This window comes from Amnibacterium setariae (genome assembly GCF_003581425.1).
Taxonomy (GTDB): Bacteria; Actinomycetota; Actinomycetes; order Actinomycetales; family Microbacteriaceae; genus Amnibacterium; species Amnibacterium setariae.
The window spans coordinates 501,011-526,900 of record NZ_QXTG01000002.1 but is presented as its reverse complement, the minus strand read 5'-3'; the positions used below and the strand labels follow the sequence as shown (position 1 = coordinate 526,900).

Here is a 25,890-nt window from a genome sequence, read left to right as displayed (position 1 = left end):
CGCTCTAGGGTCGACGGGATGCAGACGTTCCTGCCGTTCGCGTCGTTCGACGAGAGCGCCCGCGTGCTCGACGGGCCGCGGCTCGGCAAGCAGCGGGTCGAGACGCTGCAGATCCTCCGGGCCCTGGTCGTGCCGACCTACGGCTGGCAGCGCCATCCCGCGGTCGGCATGTGGCGCGGCCACGTGCCCGCCCTGACCGCGTACGGACTCGCGATGGTGCGGGAGTGGACGCGCCGCGGCTACGCCGACGCCGTCGGCGAGCAGCTGCTCGAGTTCGCGCCGGAGGTGGACGGACGCCCGCAGACGTGGCTCGCGCGCCAGGGGCTGCTGCCCCGGTGGGTCGGCGACGTCCGGGTGCACGAGAGCCACCGCTCGAAGCTGATCGCCAAGGAGCCCGAGTTCTACCGGCCGCTCTTCCCGGGCACGCCGGAGGGCCTCGAGTACGTCTGGCCGCAGCCGGAGGTCGTCGAGGACCAGCCGACCCCGCACGGCCTCTGGATCCTCCGCCTGCCCTCGCTCGAGCCGTGGCGGGGCTACGACCTGCTCGGGCTGCCCGCGACGGACCCGCGCGGGCGGGTGACCCCGGCCTGGCGGCAGCAGCTGCGCGCGTTCGAGGACGAGCTCGTGCCGGACGTCGTCGTCGGCGTGCTCGCCGACGAGCAGCCGGACCTGATCCACCTCGCCGCCGTCACCGGCGAGGCGGCGCCCGCTACCGTGGACGACGCCGAGTACACCGCCGTCAGCGCGCGCTTCGAGGGCAACCTCGACCGCGCCTCGCTGCCCGTGCCCGCCGTGCTGCAGAACCCGCGGCGCTTCTTCCACGTCCGCCTCGTCACGCCCCTGGAGGCCCTCCTGCCCGACCCGGACGCCGCATGAGCACCACGAGCCCCCGGTCGCGCGAGCAGGTCCGCCGCTGGCGCGGCTACCTCGCCGACGAGCGCGCGGAGGCCGCCGTCTACCGCGACCTCGCCTCCCGCCGCACCGGGCCGGACCGCGACATCCTGCTCGAGCTCGCGGAGGCGGAGCGCCGGCACGAGCAGCACTGGCTCGACCTGCTCGGCGTCGACGGCGATCGGCCCACCCGCGTCAGCGTGCGCACCCGCCTGCTCGGCCTGCTCGCGCGCCGCTTCGGCTCCGTGTTCGTGCTCGCGCTGCTGCAGCGCGCCGAGGGGCGCTCGCCCTACGAGGACGAGGCGGACGCGACGCCGCAGATGGCTGCCGACGAGCGGATCCACGAGGAGGTCGTCCGCTCGCTCGCGATGCGGGGGCGGTCGCGGATCTCCGGCACCTTCCGCGCCGCGGTCTTCGGCGCGAACGACGGCCTCGTCAGCAACCTCGCGCTCGTCCTCGGCGTCGGCGCGGCGGGCGCGACGCCCGGCCTCGTGCTCGCCACGGGCGTCGCCGGGCTGCTCGCCGGCGCGCTGTCGATGGGCGCCGGGGAGTACGTCTCCGTGTCCTCGCAGCGGGAGCTGCTCGCGGCCTCCACGCCCTCGCCGCAGTCCGCCGACGCCCTGACCCGCATCGACTTCGACGAGAACGAGGTCGCGCTCGTCTTCCGGGCGCGCGGCATGGCGGCGCCGGAGGCGGAGCGGGCCGCGCACGAGCTGCTCGCGGAGCGGGTCGCACCGCGGCTGCCCGCGGACGACGTCGACGTGGAGACGGTCGGGACGCCGTTCGGCGTCGCGCTGTCGAGCTTCCTGTTCTTCGCGTCGGGCGCCCTGATCCCGATCCTGCCGTACCTGTTCGGCGCCTCCGGCGTCGTCGCGGTGGTCGTCGCGGCCGCGCTCGTCGGCGTCGCGCTGCTCGCCTCCGGCGCGGTGGTCGGGCTGCTCTCCGGGGCGCCGATGATCCTGCGCGCCGTGCGCCAGCTCGCGATCGGCTTCGGCGCCGCGGCCGTCACCTACGTGCTCGGGCTGCTCTTCAACGCCGCCGGGGTCTGATCCGCGGCGACGAGCGAGCCGAGCAGCGCGAGCCGCTCGGCCGTCCGCGTGCCGGGGTCGGCGTGGTAGACGACGAGCACCTGCCCGTCCGTGCCGCCGACGCCGAGCTTCTCGCGGCGCAGGTCGAGCCGGCCGACGGCGGGGTGCTCCATGGTGAAGCCGCCGCCCTCGAGCGGCTGCACGTCGTGCCGCGACCAGTGCTCGCGGAACACCTCGCTCCGCGTCGTCAGCTCGTCGATGAGGCGTGCGGTCTCCGGATCCGGGCGCCCGGGGCCGAGCGAGGTCCGGAAGGAGGCGATCATGCCGCTGACGGCCCAGTCCCAGTCGGGCAGCAGCGCCTGCTCGGCCGGGTCGAGCAGCACCGACCGCAGGCGGTTCTCGCCGGCGGTGATGGACGGGGACAGGGCCGTCGCGAGCGGGTTCGCAGCGAGCACGTCGAACCGGCGGCTCTCGACGAACGCGGGCAGGTCGAGCGCCGCGAGCAGCTGCGCGGTGCCGGTCGGCACCGCGTCCCTGGTCGGGCGCGGGCGGGACGGAGCGTCGGCGGCGAGCCCGTGCAGGTACTCCACGGCCGTCGCGTCCAGCCGCAGCACGCGGGCGAGGGCGTCGAGCACCTGCGCGCTCGGGTTGCGGTCCCGGCCCTGCTCGAGGCGCAGGTAGTAGTCGGCGCTGATGCCGGCGAGCGTCGCGACCTCCTCCCGCCGCAGCCCGGGCGTGCGGCGGACGCCGGTCACGACGACGCCCGCGTCCTCCGGCCGCACCTGCGCGCGGCGGGCGCGGAGGTAGTCCCCGAGCAGGCGCGGATCGCTCATGCGGCAACGGTACGACCGGACGCGTCGCCGCATCCTGGTCCCCGCGGTCCCAGGGACGCGGGGATGCTGCCGCCCCCAGCCGGCGAGGCGCAGGGTGGAGGCATGACTGAGACGACGAACTCCCTCCCCGGCGGCACCCTCCCCGGCGGCACGTACCGACTCGGCGACCGCGAGGTGCCGCGCGTGGGCTTCGGGGCCATGCAGCTGCCCGGCAAGGGGGTCTTCGGACCGCCGCGGGACCACGACGAGGCGATCGCGGTGCTCCGCACCGCGGTGGAGCTCGGGATCCGCCACATCGACACCGCCGACTTCTACGGCCCCCACGTCTCCAACGAGCTGATCCGCGAGGCCCTCGCGCCCTACCCGGACGACCTCGTGATCGTGACGAAGGTCGGCTCGCGGCGCGACGACCGCGGCGCCTGGATCCCGCGGCGCGAGCCCGAGGACCTGCAGGCGCAGGTGCACGACAACCTCCGCACGCTCGGCGTCGACGTGCTCGACGTCGTGAACGTGCGGGTCGGCGGCGGCGACGACGCCCACAGCGCGGTGCCGGGCAGCATCGCGCCGGAGGTGGAGGCGGTCGCCGAGCTGCAGCAGCAGGGCCTCGTGCGCCACGTCGGCGTGAGCACCGTCGACGCCCAGCAGGTCGCGGAGGCGCGGTCGATCACCGAGATCGTGGAGGTGCAGAACTTCTACAACCTCGCGAACCGCGGCGACGACGACCTGATCCGCCGGCTCGCGGACGACGGCATCGCCTACGTGCCGTACTTCCCGCTCGGCGGCTTCAGCCCGCTGCAGTCCGGGACGCTCGACGCGGTCGCCGCGCGGGTCGGGGCGACGCCGATGCAGGTCGCGCAGGCGTGGCTGCTGCAGCGCTCGCCGAACCTGCTGCTCATCCCCGGCACCTCCTCGGTCGCGCACCTCCGCGAGAACGTCGCGGGCGCCGGCCTCGTGCTGCCGGCGGACGCGGTCGCCGAGCTCGACGCGATCGCCTGACCCTCCCCTTCCCCTTCGTCTCGTAGGCACGTCGTGCCGACGAGACGAAGGAGGGTCAGCGGACGAGCCGGATCTCGGGCTGCCCGCCGAGCTCCGGGCCGAAGACGTGGCGGGCGCCGTCCGGGGCGAACCCGTGCTTCCCGTAGAAGGCGCGGGCGCGCGGGTTCGCCTCGAACACCCACACCTCGGCGGGCACGTCGTCCGGCAGCACGGCGGCGAGGAGGCGGTCGGCGAGGCCGGTGCCGTACTCGGAGGCGAGCACGTAGATCGACCAGAGCTCCCGGTCGCGCACCGTCGCGCCGGCGGTGTCGTTCGGGCGGGCCGGCCCCGCCGTCGCGAAGCCGACGACTGCGCCGTCGCGCTCGGCGATGCGCAGCACGACGTCGGCGGAGGCGGGCTCCGCGACGATCCGCCGCCACTGCTGCACGCGCCGCTCCTCGCCCTCGGGCGTGAAGAACCCGTCGGGCAGCAGCGGGGCGTAGGCCTCGCGCCAGGACGCCCAGTGCATCCGCCCCAGCGCCTCCCCGTCGTCGGCCGTCGCCTCCCGGATCACCGTCGTCATCGCGCCTTCCTACCGGAGGTCGCGGCCGTCGGCGACGCGGCTAGCGGAAGTCGCGGCTCACGTGCTTCGCGCCGATGACGAGCCGCTCGAAGCGGTCCGCGACGATGTTCACGACCCCCTCCGGGGAGCGCTCGAGGATGCCGCGCACGATCATCGCCGGCGCTTCGCGGGCGACGCGGCGGTACCGCTGCCACACCCCGACGGACGCGATCACGTTCACCATCCCGGTCTCGTCCTCGAGGTTGAGGAACGTGATCCCGGAGGCGGTCGCGGGCCGCTGCCGATGCGTGACGACGCCGGCGATCTCGACCCGGCGCCCCGACTCCGCGCCGCGCAGCGCCTCGCCGCTCAGCACGCCGCGGCGGTCGAGGTCCGCGCGGACGTGCGCGACGGGGTGGTCGTCGGGCGAGATGCCCGTCGCCCAGAGGTCCGCGGCGACCCGGTCCATCCCGGTCGTCTCCGGCAGCAGCGGCGGCTGCACGACGATCGACGTGTGGGGGAGGGTGTCCGGCCGCTCCTCGGCCGCGGCGCCCGCGCCCCACAGCGCCTCCCGGACGGTCATCCCGAACCCCTCGAACGCGCCCGCGGTCGCGAGCGCCTCGAGCTGCGGCGCCGTGAGGCCGATCCGGCGGGCGAGGTCGCGCTGGTCGCGGTAGTCGCCGTGCGCGGTCCGCTCCGCGACGATCCGCTGCGCGAGCCGCGCCCCGATCCCGGTGACGCCCGCGAGCCCGAGCCGCACCGCGAAGGCGCCGTCGCGGCGGTGGTCCGCGTCCCGCGCCGGTGCGGTGTGGTCGAAGTCGGCGGGAACCGGCGGCTGGACGGGGTCGAGGCAGCTCGGCATGCCCTGCGCGGTGGTCCCTTCGAGAGCCTCAGGACGCCGCTCGAGGCTCGCTCCGCTCGCACCTCGACCAGCGGGGGAGAGCGGCTCGAGCCCCGCGTCGGCGCCCGAGCGGTTCACGTCGGGGCGGCGCACGACGACGCCGTGCCGCCGCGCGTCCGCGGTGAGGGAGGCGGGGGAGTAGAAGCCCATCGGCTGCGCCCGCAGCAGGCTCGCGAGGAACACGCCGGGGTAGTGCAGGCGCATCCAGGCGGACGCGTAGACGAGCAGCGCGAACGACAGGGAGTGGCTCTCCGCGAAGCCGAAGCTCGCGAACGCCTGGATCTTCGTGTAGATCTCGTCGGCCACGGCGCCCGTGATGCCGTTGCCCGCCATGCCGGCGTAGAGCTTGCCGCGCAGCGACTCGATCTTCTCGATCCCGCGCTTCGACCCCATCGCCCGGCGCAGCAGGTCCGCGTCCTCGCCGGAGCAGCCGCCGACCGCCATCGCGATCTGCATCAGCTGCTCCTGGAAGATCGGCACGCCGAGGGTGCGGCCGAGCACCGGCTCGAGCAGCGGGTGGAGGTAGCTGATCGGCTCGTCCCCGCGGCGGCGCCGGACGATCGGGTGCACCGCGCCGCCCTGGATCGGGCCCGGCCGGATCAGCGCGACCTCGATCGCGAGGTCGTAGAACCGGCGCGGCAGGAAGCGGGGGAGCAGCCCGAGCTGCGCGCGCGACTCCACCTGGAACACCCCGATCGCGTCGGCGCGGCAGAGCTGGTCGTAGACGCCCGCCTCCTCCTTCGGGATCGTCTCGAGCGTCCACCGCTCGCCGGTGTGCTCCGCGGCGAGGTCGAACGCGTACTGGAGCGCCGCGAGCATCCCGAGCCCGAGCAGGTCGAACTTCACGAGCCCCATGTAGGCGCAGTCGTCCTTGTCCCACTGCAGCACGGTCCGCGCCTCCATGCGGGCGTGCTCGATCGGCACGACCTCGCCGACGGGCCGGTCGGTGAGCACCATGCCGCCGGAGTGGATGCCGAGGTGCCGCGGCGCCTTCAGCAGCTGCTCGGCGAGGTCGACGACCGCGCCGGGGATGTCGTGGTCCTGCGAGGAGGTGACGGCGCCCCAGCGCTCCACCTGCCGGCTCCACGCGTCCTGCTGGCCGGGGGAGGCGCCGAGCGCCTTCGCCATGTCGCGCACCGCGTTCTTCGGCCGGTAGGTGATCACGTTCGCGACCTGCGCCGCGTTCCGCCGGCCGTACAGCTCGTAGACGTGCTGGATCACCTCCTCCCGCCGGTCGGAGTCGAAGTCGACGTCGATGTCGGGCTCCTCGTCGCGGAGGGCGGAGAGGAAGCGCTCGAACGGCAGGTCGAAGAAGATCGAGTCGATCGCGGTGATGCCGAGCAGGTAGCAGACCGCGGAGTTCGCGGCCGAGCCGCGGCCCTGGCAGAGGATGCCCCGCGACTTCGCGTACGAGACGATCCCGTGCACGATGAGGAAGTAGCCGGGGAAGTCCTTCTCCTCGATCACGCCGAGCTCCCGCTCGATGCGGGCGAGGTGCTCCGGCTTCGCGTCCGGGTACTTCTCCGGGATCGCGTCGTGGACGAGCTGCCGCAGCCACGTCATCGGGGTGTGCCCCTCGGGCACGGGCAGCTTCGGCAGCCCCGGGCGCAGGCTGCGGAGCACGAACCGGGTCTCGTCGGCGACCTCGACGGTCGTCTCGACGGCGCCCGGGTAGCGGGCGAAGCGCTCGCGCTGCTCGGCGCCGCTGCGGAGGTGCGGGACGGCGGCGGGCAGCCAGCCGTCCATCTCGTCGAGGCTGCGGCGGGCCCGCACGGCGGCGAGCGCGGTCGCGAGGCGCCGCCGCTCGGGGGAGGCGGCGTGCGCGTTCGCCGTGGCGACCGTGCGGAGGCGGCGCGACCCCGCGAGCGCGAACAGGGCGTCGTTCGCCGGGCCGTCGAGCGGGGCGCCCGTGTCGAACAGCTCGACCACGACCCCGTCGCGGCCGAACGCGTCGACGAGCCGGTCGAGCTCGCGGCCCGCAGCGGCCGGGTCGAGGCCGGAGGGGGTGACGAGCGCCTGCCGCACCCGGCCCTTGCGGCAGCCCGTCAGCGCGACGACCTTCCCGGCGAGGCGCTCGACGAGCTGCGCCTCGTCGTACTCGGGGCGGCCCTTCTCCGCCTCGGCGGCGAGCTGCGCCTCGGTGATGAGGCCGGACATCGCGTGGTAGCCGGCCGAGCCGCGGGCGAGCAGCAGCAGGTGGGACCCCTCCGGATCCGGCACGCCCTGCTGCGGGGCGCCGAGGCCGAGCGACAGCTCCGCGCCGAACACCGTGTGCACCGGGTGCTGGTCGGCCGCCTCCGCCATCCGGACCGAGCCGTAGAAGCCGTCGTGGTCGGTGAGCGCGAGGGCGTGCAGGCCGAGCCGGCTCGCCTCCTCCAGCAGCTCCTCCGGGCTCGAGGCGCCGTCGAGGAAGCTGAAGTTCGAGTGCGCGTGCAGCTCGGCGTACGGCACCGCGTCGGGGTCCCGCTCCGGCGCGCCCGTCGGCGGGCGGTAGGGGTGTCGCTTCAGGGACCAGGCGGGGGAGTCGCCGCCGTCGGCGCCCTCCGGCGGCCCGCCCGGACGGCGCGCGTCGCTGAGCCGCCGCTCGAACTCCGACCACGGGATCGGCGGGTTGCTGTATCCCACGCGCTCATCCTCGAACACGTGTTCGACTTCCGCAACTCCCCGCTCCGCGTCCGTTCTGAAGGAGTTCTCGAGCGATCGGCGCAGGAACTCCTTCGAAACGGAATCCGTCAGGCGGTGGGGGCGGGGAGGACCGCGCGCTCCTCGCCGCTGCGGACGAGGTCGAGGATCACCCCGGCGACCTGCTCGGGCGAGTGGCCGCGCGGCGCGCCCGCCCGCAGCTCGCCGGCGCGGAGCACGTCGTGGAACTCGGTGTCCGTGATGCGCGGGTAGACGGTGGAGACGACGATCCCGGCGTCCGCCAGCTCGAGCCGCGCGGTCTCGGACAGCGTGTTCAGCGCGGCCTTCGACGCGGCGTAGCCGCCGACGCCCGGCATGCGGTGCAGCGTCGTGCCGCTGCTCACGTTCACGATCGCGCCCGCGCCCTGCCGCCGCATCGGCGGGATCACCGCCTGCATCGCCGCGAGCGCGGCGACGACGTTGAGCTCGAGCACCGCGCGGAGGTCGTCGAGCCGGATCCGCTCGAGCGGCTCGTGCAGCCCCTGCCCGGCGTTGTTGACCAGCACGTCGACGCGGCCGAAGCGCGCGAGGGCCTGCTCGACCGCGTTCGCGAGGTCGCCCTCGTGCGTCACGTCCGTCTGCACCGCGAGCGCGTCGGGCAGCTCGGCCGCGAGGGCGTCGATGCGGTCCGCCCGGCGCGCGGTCAGCACGACCTTCGCCCCCGCGTCCGCCGCGGCCCGCGCGGTCGCCGCCCCGATCCCGCTCGACGCGCCCGTCACCAGCACCACCGACCCGCTCAGCTCCATGGTCCCATGCTGCGCCGCGACCCTGGCCGGGCCTCGCAGGCGGGCTCGCTACGGTCCGCGCATGACGGATGAGGGCGGTGCGGCGCCGTTCGTGCCGGAGGGCGCGCCGATCGACGTGCTGCGCGACGCGGCGGCCGGGTGCCGGGGCTGCGAGCTGTGGGAGCCGGCGTCGCAGGTCGTGTTCTCCGCCGGGCCGCCTGCCGCGTCCATCGTGCTCGTGGGCGAGCAGCCGGGCGACCAGGAGGACCGGCGCGGCCTGCCGTTCGTGGGGCCCGCCGGGCAGCTGCTCGTCCGCGCGATCCGCGACGCCGGCATCGACCCGGCGGCCGTCTACCGGACCAACGCGGTCAAGCACTTCCGGTTCGAGGAGCGCGGCGGACGGCGCATCCACAAGACGCCGGAGGTGCACCACATCGTGGCGTGTCACCCGTGGCTGCACGCGGAGCTCGGGCAGCTGTCGCCCGGCATCGTCGTCGCGCTCGGCGCGACCGCCGGCCGGAGCGTGTTCGGGCGACCGGTGCGGATCGGCGCCGAGCGCGGGCGGGTGCTCGAGGGCGCGATCCCGGACTCGACCGCGAAGGCGCTGCTCACCGCGCACCCCTCCGCGGTGCTGCGCATGCAGCGCGACCCGGGCTACGACGAGGCCTACGCCGCCCTCGTCGCCGACCTCCGCACGGCCGCGGCCGCCGCCGGCTGACCGCCTGACCCGACTTCGCTCACGCTTCTGGACGCGCGAGCGCCGTCTCGGCGTCCAGAAGCGTGAGCAGAGTGGGAGTTCAGTCGTAGCGGGCCTCGGCCCACCAGCCCGTCGCGTCGCGGGCGAGCAGCCAGGCGGAGCCGTCCGCGCACGCGACCTGCATGCGGTGGAGCCGGACGGCCGCGGCCGGGTCCCACCACCGCTCCTCGAGCGGCCAGGGCCCGGCCCAGCCCTCGATCCGGGTCGCGGGGCGCCCGGGCGCGACGAGGAGGGCGGGCGGCCCGCTGATGGCGTCCCGATCGTCGACGGCCACGTCGCGGCCGGCCGGGTCCTGCACGACGACGGGCGGCCGGTCGCCCAGCACCGCGGTCGGCACGAACCCCGGCAGCCGCCCGGGCCAGGGCGCGCCCGGCGGCCGCGGCGGCGTGCGCTGCTCGCCCCACGGCGCGAGCACGGTGCGGTCCGCGGCGAGCCGCCCGCCGCTCGGCTGCGCGGTGAGCACCGCCTCGTGGCCGAGGAGGCTCTGCACGCGGGAGAGCGCGTGGTGGATCCGCTCGCCGGGGCCGCCGCCCCAGAGCCCCTGCTCGTGGTGCGCGGCCTCGTCGACCGCCTCCGGGTGCAGCACGACCTCGGCGACCGGCGCGGCGAGCTCGGCGGCGGCGAGCTGCCAGCGCACCCGGTCGATCACATCGAGCGGGGTGAAGGAGCGGGGGTGCAGCCAGGTGCGGCGGTGGGGCGCGCCGCGCTCCGGGACGAGCTCGACGGTCAGCGCGGTGCAGACGAGCAGGTCCCCGGCGAGGGCCTCGAGGAAGGCCTCCGCCGTCCGCTTCAGCCCGAACGCGATCTGGTCGATCCGCTCGAGCGGCGGCTCGAACGCCTGCCGGCGGTCGCGGTCGGCGGGCACGACCCGCGCGACCACCCGCCGCGGGTCGAGCCCGGCGGCGACCCGGTGCGCGGCCTCGCCCTCGGGGCCGAACCGGTCGCGCACCGACGCCTCGGGCAGCGCGGCGAAGGCGCCGAGGGTGCGCACGCCGAGCCGCGCGAGCAGGCCGACCAGCGCCGGCATCCCGAGCACGGACACCGGCAGCGGGGCGAGGAAGTCGGCGGAGGCGCCGGCCGGCACGACCCGGATCGTGCGGCCCGCGTCGGTCGCGCGGGCGGCCTGCTCGGCGGTGAACGGACCGTCGGCGACGCCGGCCCGCGCGTCCGGCACCCCGGCCTCGGCGAGCAGGTGCAGCGCCTCGCCCGCGGCGGACTCCTCGCCGCCGAAGAACCGCGCGGGCCCGGCGGCCCGGATCACCACGAGGCCGGGCCGCACGACCTGCACGGTCGGGATGCCCGCCTCGAGCGCGGCGAGCACCGGCTCGAACCGCCGCGCGTCCACCGCCGGCTCGAGCGGCAGCACGGTCAGCGAGGCGCAGCGCGACTGCGCCTCCCGCACCTTCAGCCCCCGCTGCACGCCGGCGGCCCGCGCCGCTGCGGAGCAGGCGTGCACGACCCCGTGCTCGACGAGCGCGAGGGGCGCGGCGGGGTCGAGGTCCGCCTCCGCGGCGGCGGCGCGCACCGGCCAGTCCGGGCACCAGAGGACGAGGCAGCGCTCGGTCATCGTCCCGGTCGTCCCGGTCATTCCGCCGCCTCCATCGCCGGCACCGCGACGGGGCGGGGGCGGACGGGCGCTGCAGGCGCGGCGGGCACGAACGGGCGGAACCCGGTCTCGATGCGCACCCGGTGCCGCGTCCGCACCTCGCGGACGGTGGTGACGACGTCGAGCTCGCGGGCGGCGAGGTAGCCCCACCCCGTGCCGATCCCCGCCCAGCTGCCGCCCGTCGCGGTGAGCGTCGCCTCGGCGCCGCTCCACTCGCCCGCGACGAGCAGGGTCGCGTCGCGCTGCCGGAGCCGGGAGGCGAGGCGGGCGGTCTCGGAGGGGGAGGCGCCCCGCGCGGGCGGGCGCACCAGCACGACGGGCAGCACCTCGGCGAGCTGGGCGGTGACGGAGAGCCAGTGCTCGCCGGGGGAGGGCACGAGCACGAGCCGGTCCAGCGCGACGCCGAGCTCGGCCGCGGCCTCCGCGCCGAACTCCGGGATGCCGACGACGCCGACCCACGCGCCGGCGGCGGAGGGGCCGGCGAGCAGCAGCATCGCGAGCGCGAGCGACCCCGGTGCGGCGTAGGCGACGCCCGAGCGGAGCGCGCCGCCCGGGAGCAGCGGCGCGACGGCGGGGTCCGTCGGCAGCGTCCTGGCACCGAGCGTCCTCGCCTGCATCGCCGCGATGCGCGCCTGCAGCGCGGCCACCGTCTCGGATCGGGCTGCTGCAGGCACGTCCTCAGTATCGAACACGTCTTCGAACTGGGACAAGTCCCTCGCCGCTCGGCGCGTCGGACCGGTCTCGGCCAAACCTTTCGCGGCCCCGCGCGGGCCCCTCGGACCCGCTTCGCAGTGCACCGGCAGCCCGAATCGTGCTGCACTTTCGCAGCGGAGCACCGTTTCATCTGGAAATCGAGGCGCGCGCCGAACACCCTGTCAGGGACAGCACGGCAGCAGGAGGAACCGAACAGCGATGCGGACCAGCGCGGAGATCGACGTGCCCACGCGGGAGTGGGACGGCCCGGCCGGATTCGACCGCTTCGCGGCCCAGGGACGGTTCGCCGTGCCGGACGTGAAGCGGTTCCGGGCAACCTGGCGGAGCGTCGTCGTCGACGGCGTGCAGCTCGGCGAGTGGACGACGTCCCCGATCTCGGGCGCGCAGCGACCAGGGGCGACCGGTCCGACCGCGCCCACGGTGTTCCTCGTCACGGTCGTCGAGGGCTCGTTCCGCTACTGGTCCGAGGGCCGTGCGATCGACGCCCGGGGCGGCTCGCTCCACCTCGTCTCGTCCACCGACGCCGTCCGCTTCGCCGTGCCGGAGCCGACCCGCCTGCTGCGCGTCGCGGTGCCGGGCGCGTTCCTGCCGCAGGAGATCCGGGCCGCCACCGCGAGCACGATCGGCCAGGTGCCCGCGACCCGCGTGACGGCGGGTCTCACCTCGCTCGTCGAGCAGGTGCTCGACCCGGTGCTGGGCGGCCCCGCGTCGCCGGCCGCCCGCGCCGTGCGGGCGCTCGCGGTCGCGGCGCTCGAGGACAGCGTGCCGGAGGCCGCGGAGCACGACCTGCGCAGCCAGATCCTCGACCACATCGAGCGCCACCTCGGCGACCCGGACCTCGGGCCGCAGTCGATCGCGGCCGCGTTCGGCATCAGCCTGCGCTGGGTGCACCACGTGTTCAACGTGGACGGCGCCTCGGTCGCCCGGCACATCCGCGAGCGGCGGCTCGACATGGTCGCGGCGCAGCTGCAGAGCGACCGCCGGTTCCCGCGCATCGGGGCGCTCGCGGAGCGCAGCGGCTTCGCCGCCCGGGACCAGCTGACGCGCGCGTTCAAGGCGCGGTACGGCATGACGATCGCCGAGTACGCGGAGCGCGCGAGCGAGGGCCGGGCGCCGGTGCCGCTGCGCTCGTCCGGCGACGCGGAGGACGAGGAGACCGCCTGACCGCGTCGGGACGTGCACGAGGGGCCGGTCGCGATGCGACCGGCCCCTCGTGCTTGCCCCTCCCGGGCTACTTGAGCGCCTTGAACGAGTAGCGGTACTTCAGGCCCGTGATCTTCACGCCCTTCTTCCACGTGTGCGAGACCGTGTAGGTGGTGAAGGACTTCGGGATCGTCACGGCCTTCGAGGTGTGCTTCCCGTTGCGGATGAGGACCTTGATCTTCTTCTTGCCGTGGCTGAAGACGAGGTACTGCTTGCCCTTGATGCCCTTCGCCTTCGCGACGACGCGGAGGGTGACCTTGCCCTTCGAGAGGCCGGCGAGCGGCTTCGCGGCCATCTTGTGCTTCCCGGAGACCGCCTTCGTCGTCACCACGTGCGTGGCCGCGGCGAGCCGCTTCGGGGAGACGACGACGGTCGTGCTGCCCGCGACGCTGGTGGTGCCGTCGCCGATGCGCGCCGTGAAGACGTAGCGGCCGGGGACGACCTTGCCGCCCTTCAGCCCGTTCCAGGTGATGACGTCGTTCGTCGCCCGGACGGCCCAGGTCGCGACGGTGCTCGAGCCGAACGTCAGGGTGGCGACGCCGTTCGCGGCGTGCTGCTGCCCGTCGCTGACGGTGCCGGCGAGGCGGAAGGCGACGCTGTCGCGGTAGCCGTCCTTCGCCGGGTAGACCGTGTCGAGCGAGGGCGTGACGGCGAGCGCGGTGAGCACGATCGGCGTCGAGGGAGCCGGGGTGGCGCCGGTGCCCGAGCCGGACGGCGCGCCGGTGGACGGGGTGCCGGTCGAGGGCGTGCCGCCCGCGGAGTCGGTCGTGCCGGTCGACGGCGGCGTGGTCGGCGTCGTGACGGTGCCGCCGACGGTCGTCGTGCCCGGCGTGCCGCCCAGGACCACGCCGACGCCGGAGCCGCCGGAGCCGGTCACGCCGACCCCGACCGAGCCGCCGCCCGCGCCGATGCTCACGGTCGTGCCGCCGACGCCGACCGCGACGCCGCCCGAGCCGCTGCCGGTCACGCTGATGGGCGACGACGTCCCCGTGGTCGGGGCCAGGACGCCCGTGACGACCCCGGTGGTCCCGCCGACGGTGCTGCCGACGGTCTGCGTCACGACGCCGACGGTGCCGCCGACGGTCCCGACCACGCCGCCGACGAGGCCGTTCGGCGAGACGGTCGGGTCGTCGCCCGTCGTCGCCGCGTTCGCCGCGGGTGCGAAGACGATGCCGGCGCCGGCGACGATCGCGGCGGCGGCGCACACGCCCGTGGCGGTGCGGATCCAGTTCGAGTGCATTGCGGTCTTCCCCCAGAAGATCGGTCCGCGACTTCCCCCGAAGCCGCGGCAGGAGCGTAGGAACAGGGCCGGAGCCGTCGGAAGCGGGCTGCACGAACCATTCGGGCCCGGGTGCACGCGATGCCGCGTGCCGACCCCAACGGGGGCCACGAATAGGCTGAGAACGTGGAAGCGGCGGACCTGCAGTTCCTCGAGGCCATCGCCTGGGTGGTGGGCGGCCTGCTGCTCGTGGTCACCGTCACCGGGCTGTCGAGGAAGGTCGGCTGGTCCGCGCCGCTGGTCCTCGTGGCCGTCGGCGTCGGGGCCTCGTTCCTGCCGTTCGTGCCCGACGTGGAGCTGAAGCCCGACGTCGTGCTGTTCATCGTGCTGCCCGCGCTGCTCTTCGCGGCGGCGCTGCAGACCCCCTACCTCGAGGTCCGGGCCCGGGGCGACTCGATCCTGCTGCTCTCCGTCGGCCTGGTGCTCTTCTCCGTGCTCGTCGTCGGCCTGGTCACGACCTGGCTGCTCGGCACCGCGGTCGCCGGCGTCACGCTCGCGGTCGGGCTCGCGTTCGGCGCGATCCTCGCGCCGACCGACGCGGTGAGCGTCAACGCGCTCGCCGGCACGGGGCGGATGCCGCGACGGCTCGCGGCGCTCCTCGAGGGGGAGGGGCTGCTGAACGACGCGACCGCCCTCGTCTCCCTGAACACGGCGATCGCCGCGATCCGGGCACCGGAGGACGGCTTCGGCAACGTCTTCTGGGACTTCGGCCGGGCCGTGATCGGCGGGATCGCGCTCGGGATCGTCGTCGCCTGGGCGGTCGTCCGCGTCCGTCGGAAGCTGAAGGCGCCGGTGCTCGACACCTCGCTCTCGCTCGCGACGCCCTACGTCGCCTACATCCCGGCCGCGGCGATCGGCGGCTCCGGCTTCCTCGCCGTCGTCCTGACCGGCATCTGGCTCGGCTACCGCGCGCCGTCGTTCCAGTCCGCGGAGTCGCGGATCGCGGAGCGCATCAACTGGCGCACGGTCAACTTCGTGCTCGAGAACGGCGTCTTCCTGCTCATCGGCCTGCAGCTGAAGGGCATCGTGGAGATGGCCGCGCGGACCACGATCGCGTTCTGGCAGGGCGTCCTGATCATCGCGGGCATCTACGTCGCCATGGTCCTCGCGCGCTTCGCCTGGGTGTTCGCGGCGACGCTGCTGTACCGCTTCGGTCCGGAGCGGCTGCGCGAGCGGCGCTGGGACTGGAAGACCGCGTTCCTGATCTCCTTCGCCGGCGTGCGCGGCGTCGTCACGCTCGCCGCCGTGTTCCTGCTGCCGCTCGACGGGGCACACCCGACGCCCGCGGTCGGCTTCCTGCAGCTCGCCGCGTTCGTGATCGTGGTGCTGAGCCTGCTGCAGGGGCTCGCGGTCGGCCCGCTCGTGTCGCTGCTCCGGCTGCCGCTGCCGAACCCCGAGCAGGACCGGATGCAGATCCGGACGCTGATCGCCGAGGCGCAGACCGCGGCGATCCAGCGGCTCGAGAACGAGGCGACGGAGGACGACCCGGAGGAGCTCGTCGCGAGCCTGCGCCGCAGCGCGGAGTACCGCGTCATGATCGGCACGACGGACGAGCAGGGTCTGATCTCGCAGCCCGACGCCTACGCGCGCCTCAGGCTGCTGATGCTCGACAGCGAGCGCACGGCCGTGCTGGGGGCGCAGCGGGAGGGCCGCTACGAGGACAGCGTCATCGACGCGGTGCTCGGCGACTTCGACTCGATCGAGACGGCCATGAAGCGCTCGTACCGCCGGGACCACGCGCCGGTGAAGCCGCCCCTGAAGCTCGCCCGGCTCCGCCGCGAGGGCTGAGCCGGGCGGGCTTCAGAGCGGGACGGGCCGGTCAGTCGTCCGGCTCGTCCTCGCGCTGGATGTCCTCGGTCGGGGCGTCGTCGCCCTCGCCGGTGCTCGGGTCGTTCGGCTCGGCCCCGAAGGAGCCGTTCGGCAGCATCCCCGTGAGGGCCTGCTCCTCGGCGCGCGGGTCGCTCATCGCTCGTCGTCCAGCTCGATGGAGTCGGGGTCGATCGCGTTGTCCGGCTCGTCCGGCCGCGTCTCGGCGGGCGCGCCGCCGGTCGGGCCGTCGTTGCCGTCGCCCTCGCCCGCGTAGACCGTCTCGCCGGCGACCGCGTCGTTCGTCGTGACGGAGTTCGACTCGGCCTGGATCGTGGCCCAGTCGCCGCGGGCGTAGTCGGCGGCCTCGCCCGCGTCCGACTCCTCCTCCGCGTCGCCGTCCTCCGTGCCGGAGTCGGGGAGGCGCGTGTCGCTCGCCAGGTCGTCGCCGCCGGCGGCGACGCCGGTGATGGGATCGGCCGCGCCGATGCCGGCCGCTTCGTCGTTCTCGGGGTCGCTCATGGGGCCGACGCTAGGCGGCGGCGTCTGAGGAGTCGGTGCGAGCGAGCAGGTCGTGCTCCTCGATCGCCGCGAGCGACAGCGTGCGGTAGCCCTCGGACTCGAAGAACACGGTGATCCGGTCCTCCTCGACCTTCATGACCCGGCCGTCGCCCCACTGCGCGTGCCGCACGGCGGAGTCCACGGGGAAGGGCACGTCGGCGTCGGCGGCCACGTCCTGCTCGTCGGCGATCCGGTAGGCCGAGCCGCTCTCGCAGGTGTCGCAGTTGCCGCAGGGGCCGGCGCCGCCGTCGCCGAAGTAGCCGAGCACGAACTGCCGGCGGCAGGCGCGGGTCTCCGCGTACTCGCGCATCATCGCGAGCCGGGACTCGTCGATGCGCTGGCGGCTCTCCGCGGCCTCGAGCGCGGCGGCCGCCGCCGCCGCGCTGTCCTCCTCGGTGACGACGACGCGGCCGCCGTCGAGCTCGGCGACGCCCGCGTCGGCGAGCAGGTTCGCGAGCGAGGTCGCGCGACGCGTGCTGACGTCGAGCTCGTCCGCGAGCTCCTTGAGGTCGGCGTGCTCCGCGGCCGCCGCGGCGGTCCGCTCGAGCTCCTTGCGCTTCGGCGCGGTGGCGCCGAAGAACTTCCGCAGCCCCAGGTCCGCCTCGCGGTAGTGCAGCTTCGCGGCGGAGGGCTCCCCGTCGCGCCCGGCGCGGCCGACCTCCTGGTAGTAGGCGTCGAGCGATTCCGGGATCGCCGCGTGGACCACGAACCGCACGTCGCCCTTGTCGATGCCCATGCCGAACGCGCTCGTCGCGACGACGACGTCGATGCCGCCCTCGTGGAACGCCGCCGACAGCTCCCGCCGCCGCTTGGCGGGGAGGCCGCCGTGGTAGGCCTCCGCCTGCACCCCGCGCTCCTGGAGGCGCTCGGCGAACACCTCGGTGCCCTTGCGGGTCGCGACGTAGAGCAGGCCCGGCTTCGCGAGCTCCACGACGTCGTCGAGCACCGCCGCGACCTTCGCGTCCTCGTCCTCGTGCCGCCGGACCCCGAGGTGGATGTTCGGCCGGTCGAAGCCGTGGGTGAGCACGCGGGCGTGCGGCATCCCGAGGCGCTGGAGGATCTCCTCCCGCACGGGCCGGGACCCGGTCGCGGTCAGGGCCAGGACCGGCGGCCGCCCGATGCGCTCCGCGACCTCGCCGAGGCGCAGGTAGTCGGGCCGGAAGTCGTGGCCCCAGCTCGAGACGCAGTGGGCCTCGTCGACGACGAAGAGCCCGACGTCGGCCGCGGCCAGCCGCTCGACGACGGCGTCGTCGGCGAACCGCTCGGGCGCCACGAACAGGTAGCCGAGGGAGCCGTCCGCGACGCCGGCCCACGCCTCCTCGATCGCGCGCTCGCCGATCGTCGAGTTCACGAGCGCTGCGGGGCGCGCGCCGGGCCGGTCCCGCAGCGAGGCGACCTGGTCGGCCTGCAGCGCGATCAGCGGGGAGACCACGACGACGAGGCCCGGCTTCAGCGCTCCGGCGAGCTGGTAGACGGCCGACTTGCCGTACCCGGTCGGCATGACGCCGAGGACGTCGCGGCCGTGGAGCACCGAGGCCACCGCCCGCCCGATGCCGGGCCGCAGCGGGTCCCAGCCGAAGACGTCCTTCGCGGCGGCGGCGATCTCCGCCGCCCGCGCCTCCGACACCCCCTCGTCGCCCGTGTCCTCGATCGCGGTCTCCGTGATGCTCATCCGGAGGATCCAAGCAGGCGCGCGCCTGGGAGGAGGCGGGCTCGCAGTCAACGGGGGGCTGTGCCGTAGAGGTCGGCGGGCACGTCGTCGAGGAAGATCCGGGCCGTGACCTCGCCGACGCCCTTGTACGCGACGAGCCGGTCGTGCGCCTCCCGGCGGTCGGCGCTGGAGGTCACGAGGCGGTTCACCGAGCCCCAGTCGCGCGCGACCCCGGCCATCACCTCGTGCAGCTCGTCCGTCATGAGCCAGTCGAAGCGGTCGTAGCCGCCCTCGTCGAGGAGGCGCCGCAGCGCGTCGCGGTCGAGGTCGGCGAAGCGCTCCGGGCTGGTCAGCCCGTGCTCGATCAGCACCCGGTACGTGCGGGCCGCCTGCTCCTGCCGGATGCGCCGGCCGAAGAGCACCGACGCGAGGAACCAGCGGTACCGCTGCTCGGGGCTCCGTGCCACGTCGACGCCGAGGTCCGCCGGCCCGAGGTTGTTCCGCTCCGCCATGCCGGGAGCCTCCCGGATCGCGGCTGGGAGCACCGGAGGTGAGCGCGGGGAAGCGCTAGGAGACGTGCACCATCGGCCGGCGGCGGACGTCCGGCTCGGTCTCGCGGAGCACCTCGCGGGTGACGGGCGCGACCTCGCCCTCGCCGGAGACGAGGAAGCGGACGAGGTTGGAGATCGGGTTCCCCTCCGTCCACTCGAAGTAGACGTGGGGCACGACGCCGGTGAGGTTGCGGATCTGCAGCAGCACGGTCGCGATCGTGTTCGGCACGTTCCCGGAGGCGACCTCGAGCACGCGGAAGCCGTGCCGGACGATGCCCCGCACGACGAGGTCCTCCTCGAAGTCGGAGGAGTCGGTCTTCTCGACCTCGAGGAAGATGATCGAGGCGCGGCCGGGGATGTTGCTGTCGCGCCGCTCCTCCTTCGCCTTGATCGTGTACTCGAGCCGGTCGCGGGCTCCGGGCTCGTTCGCGACGAGGTGGACCTCGCCGAAGTCCTCCGCCTCGCGCAGGAACTCGAGCGCCGTGTCGTCGAACGTGACGCTGGTCGCACGGATCTCGAACGAGCGCCGCACCCGCGACAGCAGCGAGACGACGACGATCCCGAGCACGAAGAGCAGGGCGATGCGGATGCCGTCGGGCCGCTCGACCACGTTGACGACGAGCGTGTAGAGCAGCACGAGGGCGACGAAGCCGAAGCCGACCATCCGCTTCCACTGCCGCTTGCGGCGCGCGGACAGGGTCACCGCGACGGCGGCGGAGCTGATGAGCGCGAGGACGCCGGTCGCGTAGGCGCCGTTCTGCTCGTCCACCGACGCGTTGAAGACGAAGGTGACGAGCACGGCGAGCAGGGTGAAGACGATCACGAGCGGCCGGACCGCGCGCGCCCAGGTCGGCGCCATCCCGTAGCGGGGCAGGTAGCGCGGCACGATGTTGAGCAGGCCGGCCATGGCGGAGGCGCCCGCGAACCACAGGATCGCGATGGTGGCGACGTCGTAGACGGTGCCGAAGACCGCGCCGAGGTGCTCGTGCGCCAGGTAGGCGAGCGCGCGCCCGTTCGCCTCGCCGCCCGGCTCGAACGCGCGCTGGGGGATCAGCAGCGTCGTGACGAAGCTCGACGTCAGCAGGAAGACGCTCATCGTGATGGCGGCGGTGGTGAGCAGCTTCTTCGCGCCGGCGATGCGCCGCAGCGGCTTCTGCCCCGGCTGGTCGCCCGCGCCGCTGATCTGCGGGATGACGGTGACGCCGGTCTCGAAGCCGGAGAGGCCGAGCGCGAGCTGCGGGAAGACGAAGAGGGCCACGACGACCACGCCGAGCCAGCTGCCGCGGCCCTGCGCCAGCATCGCCGCGGACCAGTCCCCGACCAGCTCCGGGTGCGCCGCGATGAGCACGAAGGAGTTGACGATGACGACGGCGTTCAGCGCCAGGTAGACGGCCACGAGGACGACGGCGATGCCGATCGCCTCCTGGAAGCCGCGGAGGAACACGGCGCCGAGCAGCACGATGAGCAGCAGCGTGATCGGCAGGTTCGCGCCGTGCAGCGCCGCGGGCATGAGCGGGTTCTCGACCGCGTGCGCCGCCGCGTCGGCGGAGGACAGCGTGATCGTGATGATGAACGCCGTGCCGGCGAAGCCGAGCAGGACCAGCACGAACAGCTTGCCCGCCCACCAGGGCAGCAGGCGCTCGAGCATCGCGATCGAGCCCTCGCCGCGGAAGCTCTCGCTCGCGACGCGCCGGTAGACCGGCAGCGCGCCGAACAGCGTGAGCGCGACGAGCACGAGCGTCGCGATCGGCGAGACGAAGCCGGCGGCGATCGCCGCGATCGCGGGCTGGTAGCCGAGGCTCGAGAAGTAGTCGACGCCGGTGAGGCACATGACGCGCAGCCAGGAGTGCGTCTGCTCCGCGCGGCCGTGCGGGCCCTGGTGCGACCCGGCCGCCTCCGCGCCGTCGAGCGCCCACCGGCCGAACCGGCCGCGGCGCCGCCGCCGCTGCGGCGTGCAGGCGTCCGGGACCATGCGCTGGTCCGGGAGGCCGTCCTTGCCGGCCGCCCACGCCTCCAGATCGATCGCGCCGCTGTCCAGCCGATCGCGGGGTTCGGGTGCGGAGCTCGGGCTCTGCTCGCTCATCCGTCCTTCTCCGTACGACCCCGCGTGTCGCGGACCGGCCGCAAGTGTAGATCGGCGCGGCGCCCTCGCCCGCCCCCGTCGCGTCCGGGGCCGTGCGGCGCGTCGCGGCGACCCCGATACTGAGCCGATGACCACCGACCTGCAGGCGCCCGGCGTGCCCCGCCGGATGCTCGCCGCGGCGGTGCTCGCGTCGTTCGTCTCGTTCCTCGACGGCTCGATCACGAACATCGCGCTGCCCTCGATCGGGCGGGACCTCGGCGGCGGCGTCGTGACGCAGGAGTGGGTGGTCGACGGCTACCTGCTGACCCTCTCCGCCTTCATCCTGCTGTCGGGCGCGGTGTCGGACCGCTTCGGGCGGCTGAAGGTGCTGCGGATCGCGCTCGTCGCGTTCGCCGCGACCTCCGTGCTCTGCGCGCTGGCGCCGACCGCGGGCGTGCTCGTCGCGGCCCGGCTGCTGCAGGGCGTCGCCGGCGCGCTGCTGGTGCCGGGCTCGCTCGGCCTGATCATCGCCGTGTTCTCCGGCCCGGCTCAGGCGCGCGCGATCGGGTCGTGGACCGGCTGGACGAGCGTGTCGAGCCTGTTCGGCCCCGTGGTCGGCGGCCTGCTCGTCGACGCGCTGGGCTGGCGCAGCGTGTTCGTGATCGGCCTCCTGCCCGCGGCCGCCGCGATGGTGCTGCTCGGCCGCGTCCGCGACGACCCGCAGCAGGAGGCGACCGGGCGCATCGACCTGCCGTCCGCGGCGCTCGCGGCGGCCGGCCTCGGCCTGCTCACCGTCGGGCTGATCGAGGTGGGCGGCGCCTCGCACGCGGTGCTGCCGATCGGCGCGGCGATCGCCCTCATCGCGGCCGGCCTCGTCGTGCTCGCCGGCTTCGTGCTCCAGGACAGCCGGGCGCGCCACCCGCTCGTGCCGCAGCGGCTGTTCGCCGAGCGGAACTTCAGCGCCGGCAACCTCGCCACGCTCTTCGTCTACGGCGCCCTCGGGCTGGCGTCGCTCGTCCCGGCGCTCTACCTGCAGCAGGTGCTGCGGCTGCCCGCGACCGCGGCGGCCCTGGTGAGCCTGCCGTCGACGATCCTGATGATCCTGCTCTCGAGCCGGTTCGGCGCGCTGTCCGGCCGCCTCGGGCCGCGCCGGTTCATGACCGCCGGCCCGCTCGTGTGCGCCGTCGGCGCGCTGCTGTGGCTGCTGACCGGGCTCGGGACGGCGCCGGTCGTGCTCGTCGCGGCCGGCACGGTCGTCGTGGGGCTCGGGCTCGCCATGACCGTCGCGCCGCTCACCTCCGCCGTCCTCGGGGCGGTGCCGGAGGCCGAGTCCGGCATCGGCTCCGCGGTGAACAACGCGGTCGCCCGCGTCGCCGGCCTCGTCACCACCGCGTGCTCGGGCCTGATCCTCGGCGGTGCCGTCGCGCAGGGCGGGTTCGAGCGTGCGGCCGTCGTGGTGGCGGTGCTGCTCGTGATCGGCGGCGCGGTGTCGTTCGCGGGCATCCGCGACGGCGCAGCGCGCGCCTGAGCCCGGTCGGCCGAGCCCGGTCAGCCGAGCCGGCGGACCGCCCGCTGCGCGCGGCGGAGCCGGAGGGCGAGTTCGCGCTCCCCGTTCTCCGCCAGCCGGCCGAGCGCGAAGGCGTTCCCGCCGTCCGCGGTGAGCGCGACCGACTCCGCGGGCAGCCGGGCCAGCAGGAGGGCGAGGTCCCGGTGCTCGCCGAGCGCGTCGTGCACGCGCTCGGCTCGGCGGCCGGCCTTCACGAGCCCCGATCCGCTGCCGACCAGCCCCGCTGCGGCGAGCTCCTCGACGACGTAGCGCGCCCGCTTCGCGGCCTTGCGCGCCCGGTGCAGGTCGTCCGTGCCGCCGTCCATCCCCGCGGCGGCGCGACGCCGGGCGCGCCGGACCGCGTCCTTCGCGAGCGCCCGCAGCCGCTCCGGCGGCGCCGCCGCGTCCGTGCCGTCGGGCGTGAACCGCTCGAGGGCGTCGACCACGGCGAGCACCTCCGCGGCGCCGAGCGCGTCGACGACCTCCGCGGTCAGGCCCTGCAGCGCCGTCCGGGGGCGGGTGACGAGGCGCTCGCGCGCCTCGGCCAGCCCCGGGCTCGCCGGGTCGACGGCGTCGAGCAGGTCGGCGGCGACCGCTGCGGCGACGCGCGGGTCGCGGGCGTCGCCGAGCAGGAGGCCGATCTCGCGGAGCCGTCCGCTCAGCTCCCGCCCGGCGGGCCCCGCGACCTCCTGCAGCGCGAGCAGCGACCGCGCGCGCCGGATCGTCTTCCGCAGCCCGTGCACGGCGGCGCCCTCCGGATCGGGCTCGAGGGCGAGGTGCAGCGCCGCGCGGTGCAGCCCCTCGACGTGGACCGCCATCCGGGCGGCCAGGACCGCACCGGCCGTCGCGGGCGGCTCGGGCGCGGGGCGCTCGCCCTCCTGGCCGAGCGCCTGCGCGATCTTCGCGGGGCTCGACGAGGGGGTCGCCCCGGCGCCGAGCAGCGCCTCGTCCACGCGGTCGAGCAGGGCCGCGCAGGCGGGGGAGTCGTCGGCCTGCTCGGCCTCCCACTCGCGCCAGGAGCGCTCGACGCCCGCGGCGACGTCCACGGCGGTGACGTGGTCGTCGACCACCTCCACGGCGGCGCCGTCGGCGTCCGAGACGACCACCGCGTGCCGCTCCGTCCGGATGCGGGCGAGGGGCTCGAGCGCGCGGCCGCGCTGCCGGGAGCGCAGCGCCCGCGCGAACGCGGCAGGCAGCGCGTCCGGGTCGGCCGGATCGATCGGCGCGTGCAGCTCGACACGGCCGGCCGCGCTCCGGAGCTTCACGTGCCAGCCCTCGTCGTGGCCGCCCCGCCTGCGCCGCACGGCGATCCCGGCGCGCAGCAGCGCCCGATCGGCGGTGTCGACGTACAGGGCCTCGAGCAGCACCGCGGGGTGCGCGGCGACCGCGCCCGCGGCGCCGAGGTCCGGGAGGGCGGCGCCGTCCGGCACGGCGTACTTCCGCTCGATCTCGACCGCACTCGTGACACTCACAGGACCAATCCTGCCCGCCGACGAGAATCGGCACTGTGACCGCACTGGATTTCGGCCCCGTGGTGCTCGGGGGCAACGTCTTCGGCTGGACCGTCGACAAGGAGGAGGGCTTCCGCGTCCTCGACGCCTTCGTCGACGGGGGCGGCAGGGCGATCGACACCGCCGACGTCTACGTCGCCTGGATCCCCGGCAACGCCGGCGGCGAGTCGGAGACGATCATCGGCGAGTGGCTCGCCTCCCGCGGGCGCCGGGACGACGTCGTGATCGCGACGAAGGTCGCGTCGCTCGCGACCCGCAAGGGCCTCTCCGCCGCGAACATCGAGGCCGCGGTCGAGGACTCGCTGCGGCGGCTGCAGACGGACCGGATCGACCTCTACTTCGCGCACCGCGACGACGAGGGCGTGCCGCAGGAGGAGACGCTGGCAGCCTTCGACCGCCTCGTCCGCGCCGGCAAGGTGCGCGAGATCGGCGCCTCGAACTTCGCCCCGGCCCGCCTCCGCTCGGCCGCCGCGATCGCGCAGGCCGAGGGGCTGACGCCCTTCACGGTCGCGCAGGACCAGTGGAGCCTCGTGGAGCGCGGCATGGAGGTCGACCTGGTCCCGACGCTCGAGGAGTTGGACGTCGCCGAGATCCCGTACTCGTCGCTCGCGAGCGGGTTCCTCACCGGCAAGTACCGGCCCGGCACGACCACCGAGTCCGCCCGCGCCGGCAAGGCCGGGGGCTACCTGGAGAACCCGCGGAACGTCGACCTGCTGGACGTGCTCGACGACGTCGCCGCCGACCACGGCGTGTCCGTGACCGCCGTGGCGCTCGCGTGGCTCGCCGCGCAGCGGACCGTGGCGGCGCCGATCGCCAGCGCCCGGACCCCCGAGCAGCTCGGCGACCTCCTCGAGGCGGGCCGCGTGCGGCTGACGCCCGAGGACGTCGCGCAGCTCTCCGCGGCCACGGAGCCCGTCTCCGGCTGACATGGGCAGGAACCGATCGGTCGACGCGCCGCCCGCGGAGAAGACCTGCGCCGTCTGCGGCCGGCGCATCGAGTGGCGCGCGAAGTGGGCGCGGGACTGGGAGCAGGTCCGGTACTGCAGCGACGCCTGCCGCCGCGCCGGGGTGACGGCGGCCGACGAGGCGCTCGAGCGGCGCATCCTCGCGCTGCTCGAGACGCGAGCGGCGACCGCGACGATCTGCCCCTCCGACGTCGCGCGCGCCGAGGCCGCCGAGCCCGAGGACTGGCGGCCGCTGATGGAGCCGGTGCGCCGCGCCGCCCGGCGCCTGGTGGCGCGGGGCGAGGTCGAGATCCTCCAGCACGGCTCCGTCGTCGACCCGTCGACGGCGAAGGGGCCGATCCGGATCCGCCGCGTCCGCTGACGGGCCTCCCCGCCCTCCCGGCCCGCCCGTCCTCGGCGGGAATGGTCCGCCCCGCTCTGGGGGCACGTCCCTGCGCGTCCGATCCCGCGCCGCTCGGCATGCTCGTCGACGAGGCGGGACCGCGGACGCGGCGCTCCCGCAGCATCGACAGGGGGACGCACATGACGGTCGTGACGGAGGAGCCGAGCGCGCTCGCGCCGGCGCTGGACGAGCAGGACGAGACCCGGCTGCGCCGGACCGTGCTGGCCGGCACCGCCGCGTTCGTCGCGATCCTCGTGGGCTTCTGGGCGTGGTGGCCGATCGGCGTCGTGCTGGGCCTCGTCGGCGGCGGCTTCGTCGTCTTCCGGATCGGCAGGGCGATGCAGGTCGCCATGTTCGACGACTCGGTCGACGGCCTCGGCGCGCTCGAGGACGAGGAGGAGCTCCGCGCGGAGTTCCGCCGCCTCCGCGTGCGCCTCGGCGACGACTGGGCCCTGTTCCGCCGCGCCGCGCTCCTCGTGACGGAGGCGCAGTGGGCGTCCGTCGCCGGGCTGCAGCGCGAGCTGGGGATCAGCACCGGCGCCGCGCAGCACATCCTCGGCCAGCTCGAGCGCGAGGGCTTCGTCGGTCCGTCGCGCGGGAACCGCGCCCGCGTGGTCCGGCTGGCGCGCGACCGCGCGGCCGAGCTCGACCGCCTCATGCGGCTCTGAGAGGCGCTGCGGGGCCGGCCCGCAGGTTCCC

General features: G+C 75.2%; 23 protein-coding genes. 10 read left to right on the top strand and 13 right to left on the bottom strand.

What is annotated here, in order from left to right; genetic code table 11:
* Positions 1–18 precede the first annotated feature (18 nt).
* Both D1781_RS10485 and D1781_RS10480 read left to right on the top strand, forming a co-directional pair.
* Positions 19–876 carry an MSMEG_6728 family protein gene (locus D1781_RS10485; RefSeq protein ID WP_119482248.1) on the top strand — a complete coding sequence of 286 codons (858 nt, stop codon included), beginning with the start codon at positions 19–21 and terminating at the stop codon, positions 874–876.
* Positions 873–1,940 carry a VIT1/CCC1 transporter family protein gene (locus tag D1781_RS10480; protein ID WP_119482247.1) on the top strand — a complete coding sequence of 356 codons (1,068 nt, stop codon included), beginning with the start codon at positions 873–875 and terminating at the stop codon, positions 1,938–1,940. The genes D1781_RS10485 and D1781_RS10480 overlap by 4 nt, the downstream gene beginning before the upstream one ends.
* On the opposite strand, the gene D1781_RS10475 is transcribed toward D1781_RS10480, so the two are convergent.
* Entirely contained in the window at positions 1,901–2,752 is an 852-nt protein-coding gene (locus D1781_RS10475) for a helix-turn-helix domain-containing protein (RefSeq protein WP_119482246.1), read from the bottom strand. The two genes, D1781_RS10480 and D1781_RS10475, sit on opposite strands and share 40 nt — an antisense overlap.
* A 102-nt stretch (positions 2,753–2,854) precedes the next feature.
* Here D1781_RS10475 and D1781_RS10470 point away from each other — a divergent pair, with 102 nt between their 5' ends.
* Complete coding sequence (locus D1781_RS10470) at positions 2,855–3,748, top strand: oxidoreductase (RefSeq protein ID WP_119482245.1); 894 nt, start codon at positions 2,855–2,857, stop codon at positions 3,746–3,748.
* A gap of 55 nt (positions 3,749–3,803) precedes the next feature.
* On the opposite strand, the gene D1781_RS10465 is transcribed toward D1781_RS10470, so the two are convergent.
* The 3 genes from D1781_RS10465 to D1781_RS10455 form a co-directional block, all read right to left on the bottom strand.
* Positions 3,804–4,310: a GNAT family N-acetyltransferase gene (locus D1781_RS10465; RefSeq protein ID WP_119482244.1), complete on the bottom strand. Its 507-nt coding sequence runs from the start codon at positions 4,308–4,310 to the stop codon at positions 3,804–3,806.
* 40 nt (positions 4,311–4,350) lie between these two features.
* Positions 4,351–7,815, bottom strand: a complete 3,465-nt coding sequence (locus tag D1781_RS10460) for an error-prone DNA polymerase (protein ID WP_119482243.1) — start codon at positions 7,813–7,815, stop codon at positions 4,351–4,353.
* A gap of 107 nt (positions 7,816–7,922) precedes the next feature.
* Complete coding sequence (locus D1781_RS10455; RefSeq protein ID WP_119482242.1) at positions 7,923–8,618, bottom strand: SDR family NAD(P)-dependent oxidoreductase; 696 nt, start codon at positions 8,616–8,618, stop codon at positions 7,923–7,925.
* 61 nt (positions 8,619–8,679) lie between these two features.
* On the opposite strand from D1781_RS10455, the gene D1781_RS10450 reads away from it, so the two are divergent.
* A complete protein-coding gene (locus D1781_RS10450) occupies positions 8,680–9,315 on the top strand; it encodes a UdgX family uracil-DNA binding protein (RefSeq protein ID WP_119483185.1) in 636 nt (211 codons plus the stop codon).
* Between the two features lie 79 nt (positions 9,316–9,394).
* Here D1781_RS10450 and D1781_RS18075 read toward each other — a convergent pair whose 3' ends face one another.
* A complete protein-coding gene (locus D1781_RS18075; RefSeq protein ID WP_119482241.1) occupies positions 9,395–10,942 on the bottom strand; it encodes a DNA polymerase Y family protein in 1,548 nt (515 codons plus the stop codon).
* A complete protein-coding gene (locus tag D1781_RS10440) occupies positions 10,939–11,634 on the bottom strand; it encodes a hypothetical protein (protein ID WP_147392076.1) in 696 nt (231 codons plus the stop codon). Before D1781_RS10440 ends, D1781_RS18075 begins: the two co-directional genes overlap by 4 nt.
* 238 nt (positions 11,635–11,872) lie before the next feature.
* Between D1781_RS10440 and D1781_RS10435 the strand changes: the two genes are divergently transcribed.
* Positions 11,873–12,838, top strand: a complete 966-nt coding sequence (locus D1781_RS10435) for a helix-turn-helix domain-containing protein (protein ID WP_158590071.1) — start codon at positions 11,873–11,875, stop codon at positions 12,836–12,838.
* 67 nt (positions 12,839–12,905) lie between these two features.
* Here the strand turns inward: D1781_RS10435 and D1781_RS10430 are convergent, their stop codons facing one another.
* Positions 12,906–14,117: a hypothetical protein gene (locus D1781_RS10430; RefSeq protein ID WP_199706558.1), complete on the bottom strand. Its 1,212-nt coding sequence runs from the start codon at positions 14,115–14,117 to the stop codon at positions 12,906–12,908.
* Positions 14,118–14,282: 165 nt separating this feature from the next.
* Here D1781_RS10430 and D1781_RS10425 point away from each other — a divergent pair, with 165 nt between their 5' ends.
* Positions 14,283–15,944 (top strand): cation:proton antiporter, encoded by a 1,662-nt coding sequence (locus tag D1781_RS10425; RefSeq protein ID WP_233551261.1) that lies wholly within the window; start codon positions 14,283–14,285, stop codon positions 15,942–15,944.
* A 31-nt stretch (positions 15,945–15,975) separates the two neighbouring features.
* Here the strand turns inward: D1781_RS10425 and D1781_RS17575 are convergent, their stop codons facing one another.
* From D1781_RS17575 to D1781_RS10405, 5 genes are read right to left on the bottom strand one after another with little or no spacing between them, the layout of a single operon-like run.
* Positions 15,976–16,122 carry a hypothetical protein gene (locus D1781_RS17575; protein ID WP_158590070.1) on the bottom strand — a complete coding sequence of 49 codons (147 nt, stop codon included), beginning with the start codon at positions 16,120–16,122 and terminating at the stop codon, positions 15,976–15,978.
* Positions 16,119–16,484 carry a hypothetical protein gene (locus D1781_RS10420; protein WP_119482237.1) on the bottom strand — a complete coding sequence of 122 codons (366 nt, stop codon included), beginning with the start codon at positions 16,482–16,484 and terminating at the stop codon, positions 16,119–16,121. The genes D1781_RS17575 and D1781_RS10420 overlap by 4 nt, the downstream gene beginning before the upstream one ends.
* Before the next feature lie 10 nt (positions 16,485–16,494).
* Positions 16,495–18,195, bottom strand: a complete 1,701-nt coding sequence (locus tag D1781_RS10415) for a RecQ family ATP-dependent DNA helicase (protein WP_119482236.1) — start codon at positions 18,193–18,195, stop codon at positions 16,495–16,497.
* Positions 18,196–18,242: 47 nt separating this feature from the next.
* Positions 18,243–18,686: an HhH-GDP family DNA glycosylase gene (locus D1781_RS10410; RefSeq protein ID WP_119482235.1), complete on the bottom strand. Its 444-nt coding sequence runs from the start codon at positions 18,684–18,686 to the stop codon at positions 18,243–18,245.
* Between the two features lie 55 nt (positions 18,687–18,741).
* On the bottom strand, positions 18,742–20,697 hold the full coding sequence (locus tag D1781_RS10405) for an APC family permease (protein WP_119483183.1): 1,956 nt from the start codon (positions 20,695–20,697) through the stop codon (positions 18,742–18,744).
* Positions 20,698–20,935: 238 nt separating this feature from the next.
* On the opposite strand from D1781_RS10405, the gene D1781_RS10400 reads away from it, so the two are divergent.
* Positions 20,936–22,315, top strand: a complete 1,380-nt coding sequence (locus tag D1781_RS10400; RefSeq protein WP_199706556.1) for an MFS transporter — start codon at positions 20,936–20,938, stop codon at positions 22,313–22,315.
* A 20-nt stretch (positions 22,316–22,335) separates the two neighbouring features.
* On the opposite strand, the gene D1781_RS17345 is transcribed toward D1781_RS10400, so the two are convergent.
* On the bottom strand, positions 22,336–23,805 hold the full coding sequence (locus D1781_RS17345; RefSeq protein WP_158590069.1) for a CYTH domain-containing protein: 1,470 nt from the start codon (positions 23,803–23,805) through the stop codon (positions 22,336–22,338).
* Positions 23,806–23,840: 35 nt separating this feature from the next.
* On the opposite strand from D1781_RS17345, the gene D1781_RS10385 reads away from it, so the two are divergent.
* The 3 genes from D1781_RS10385 (at position 23,841) to D1781_RS10375 (ending at position 25,859) form a co-directional block, all read left to right on the top strand.
* A complete protein-coding gene (locus D1781_RS10385; protein WP_119482234.1) occupies positions 23,841–24,770 on the top strand; it encodes an aldo/keto reductase in 930 nt (309 codons plus the stop codon).
* 1 nt (position 24,771) lies between these two features.
* Positions 24,772–25,170 (top strand): DUF2256 and DUF3253 domain-containing protein, encoded by a 399-nt coding sequence (locus D1781_RS10380; protein ID WP_119482233.1) that lies wholly within the window; start codon positions 24,772–24,774, stop codon positions 25,168–25,170.
* 161 nt (positions 25,171–25,331) lie between these two features.
* A complete protein-coding gene (locus D1781_RS10375) occupies positions 25,332–25,859 on the top strand; it encodes a DNA translocase FtsK (RefSeq protein ID WP_147392074.1) in 528 nt (175 codons plus the stop codon).
* Positions 25,860–25,890: the final 31 nt, after the last annotated feature.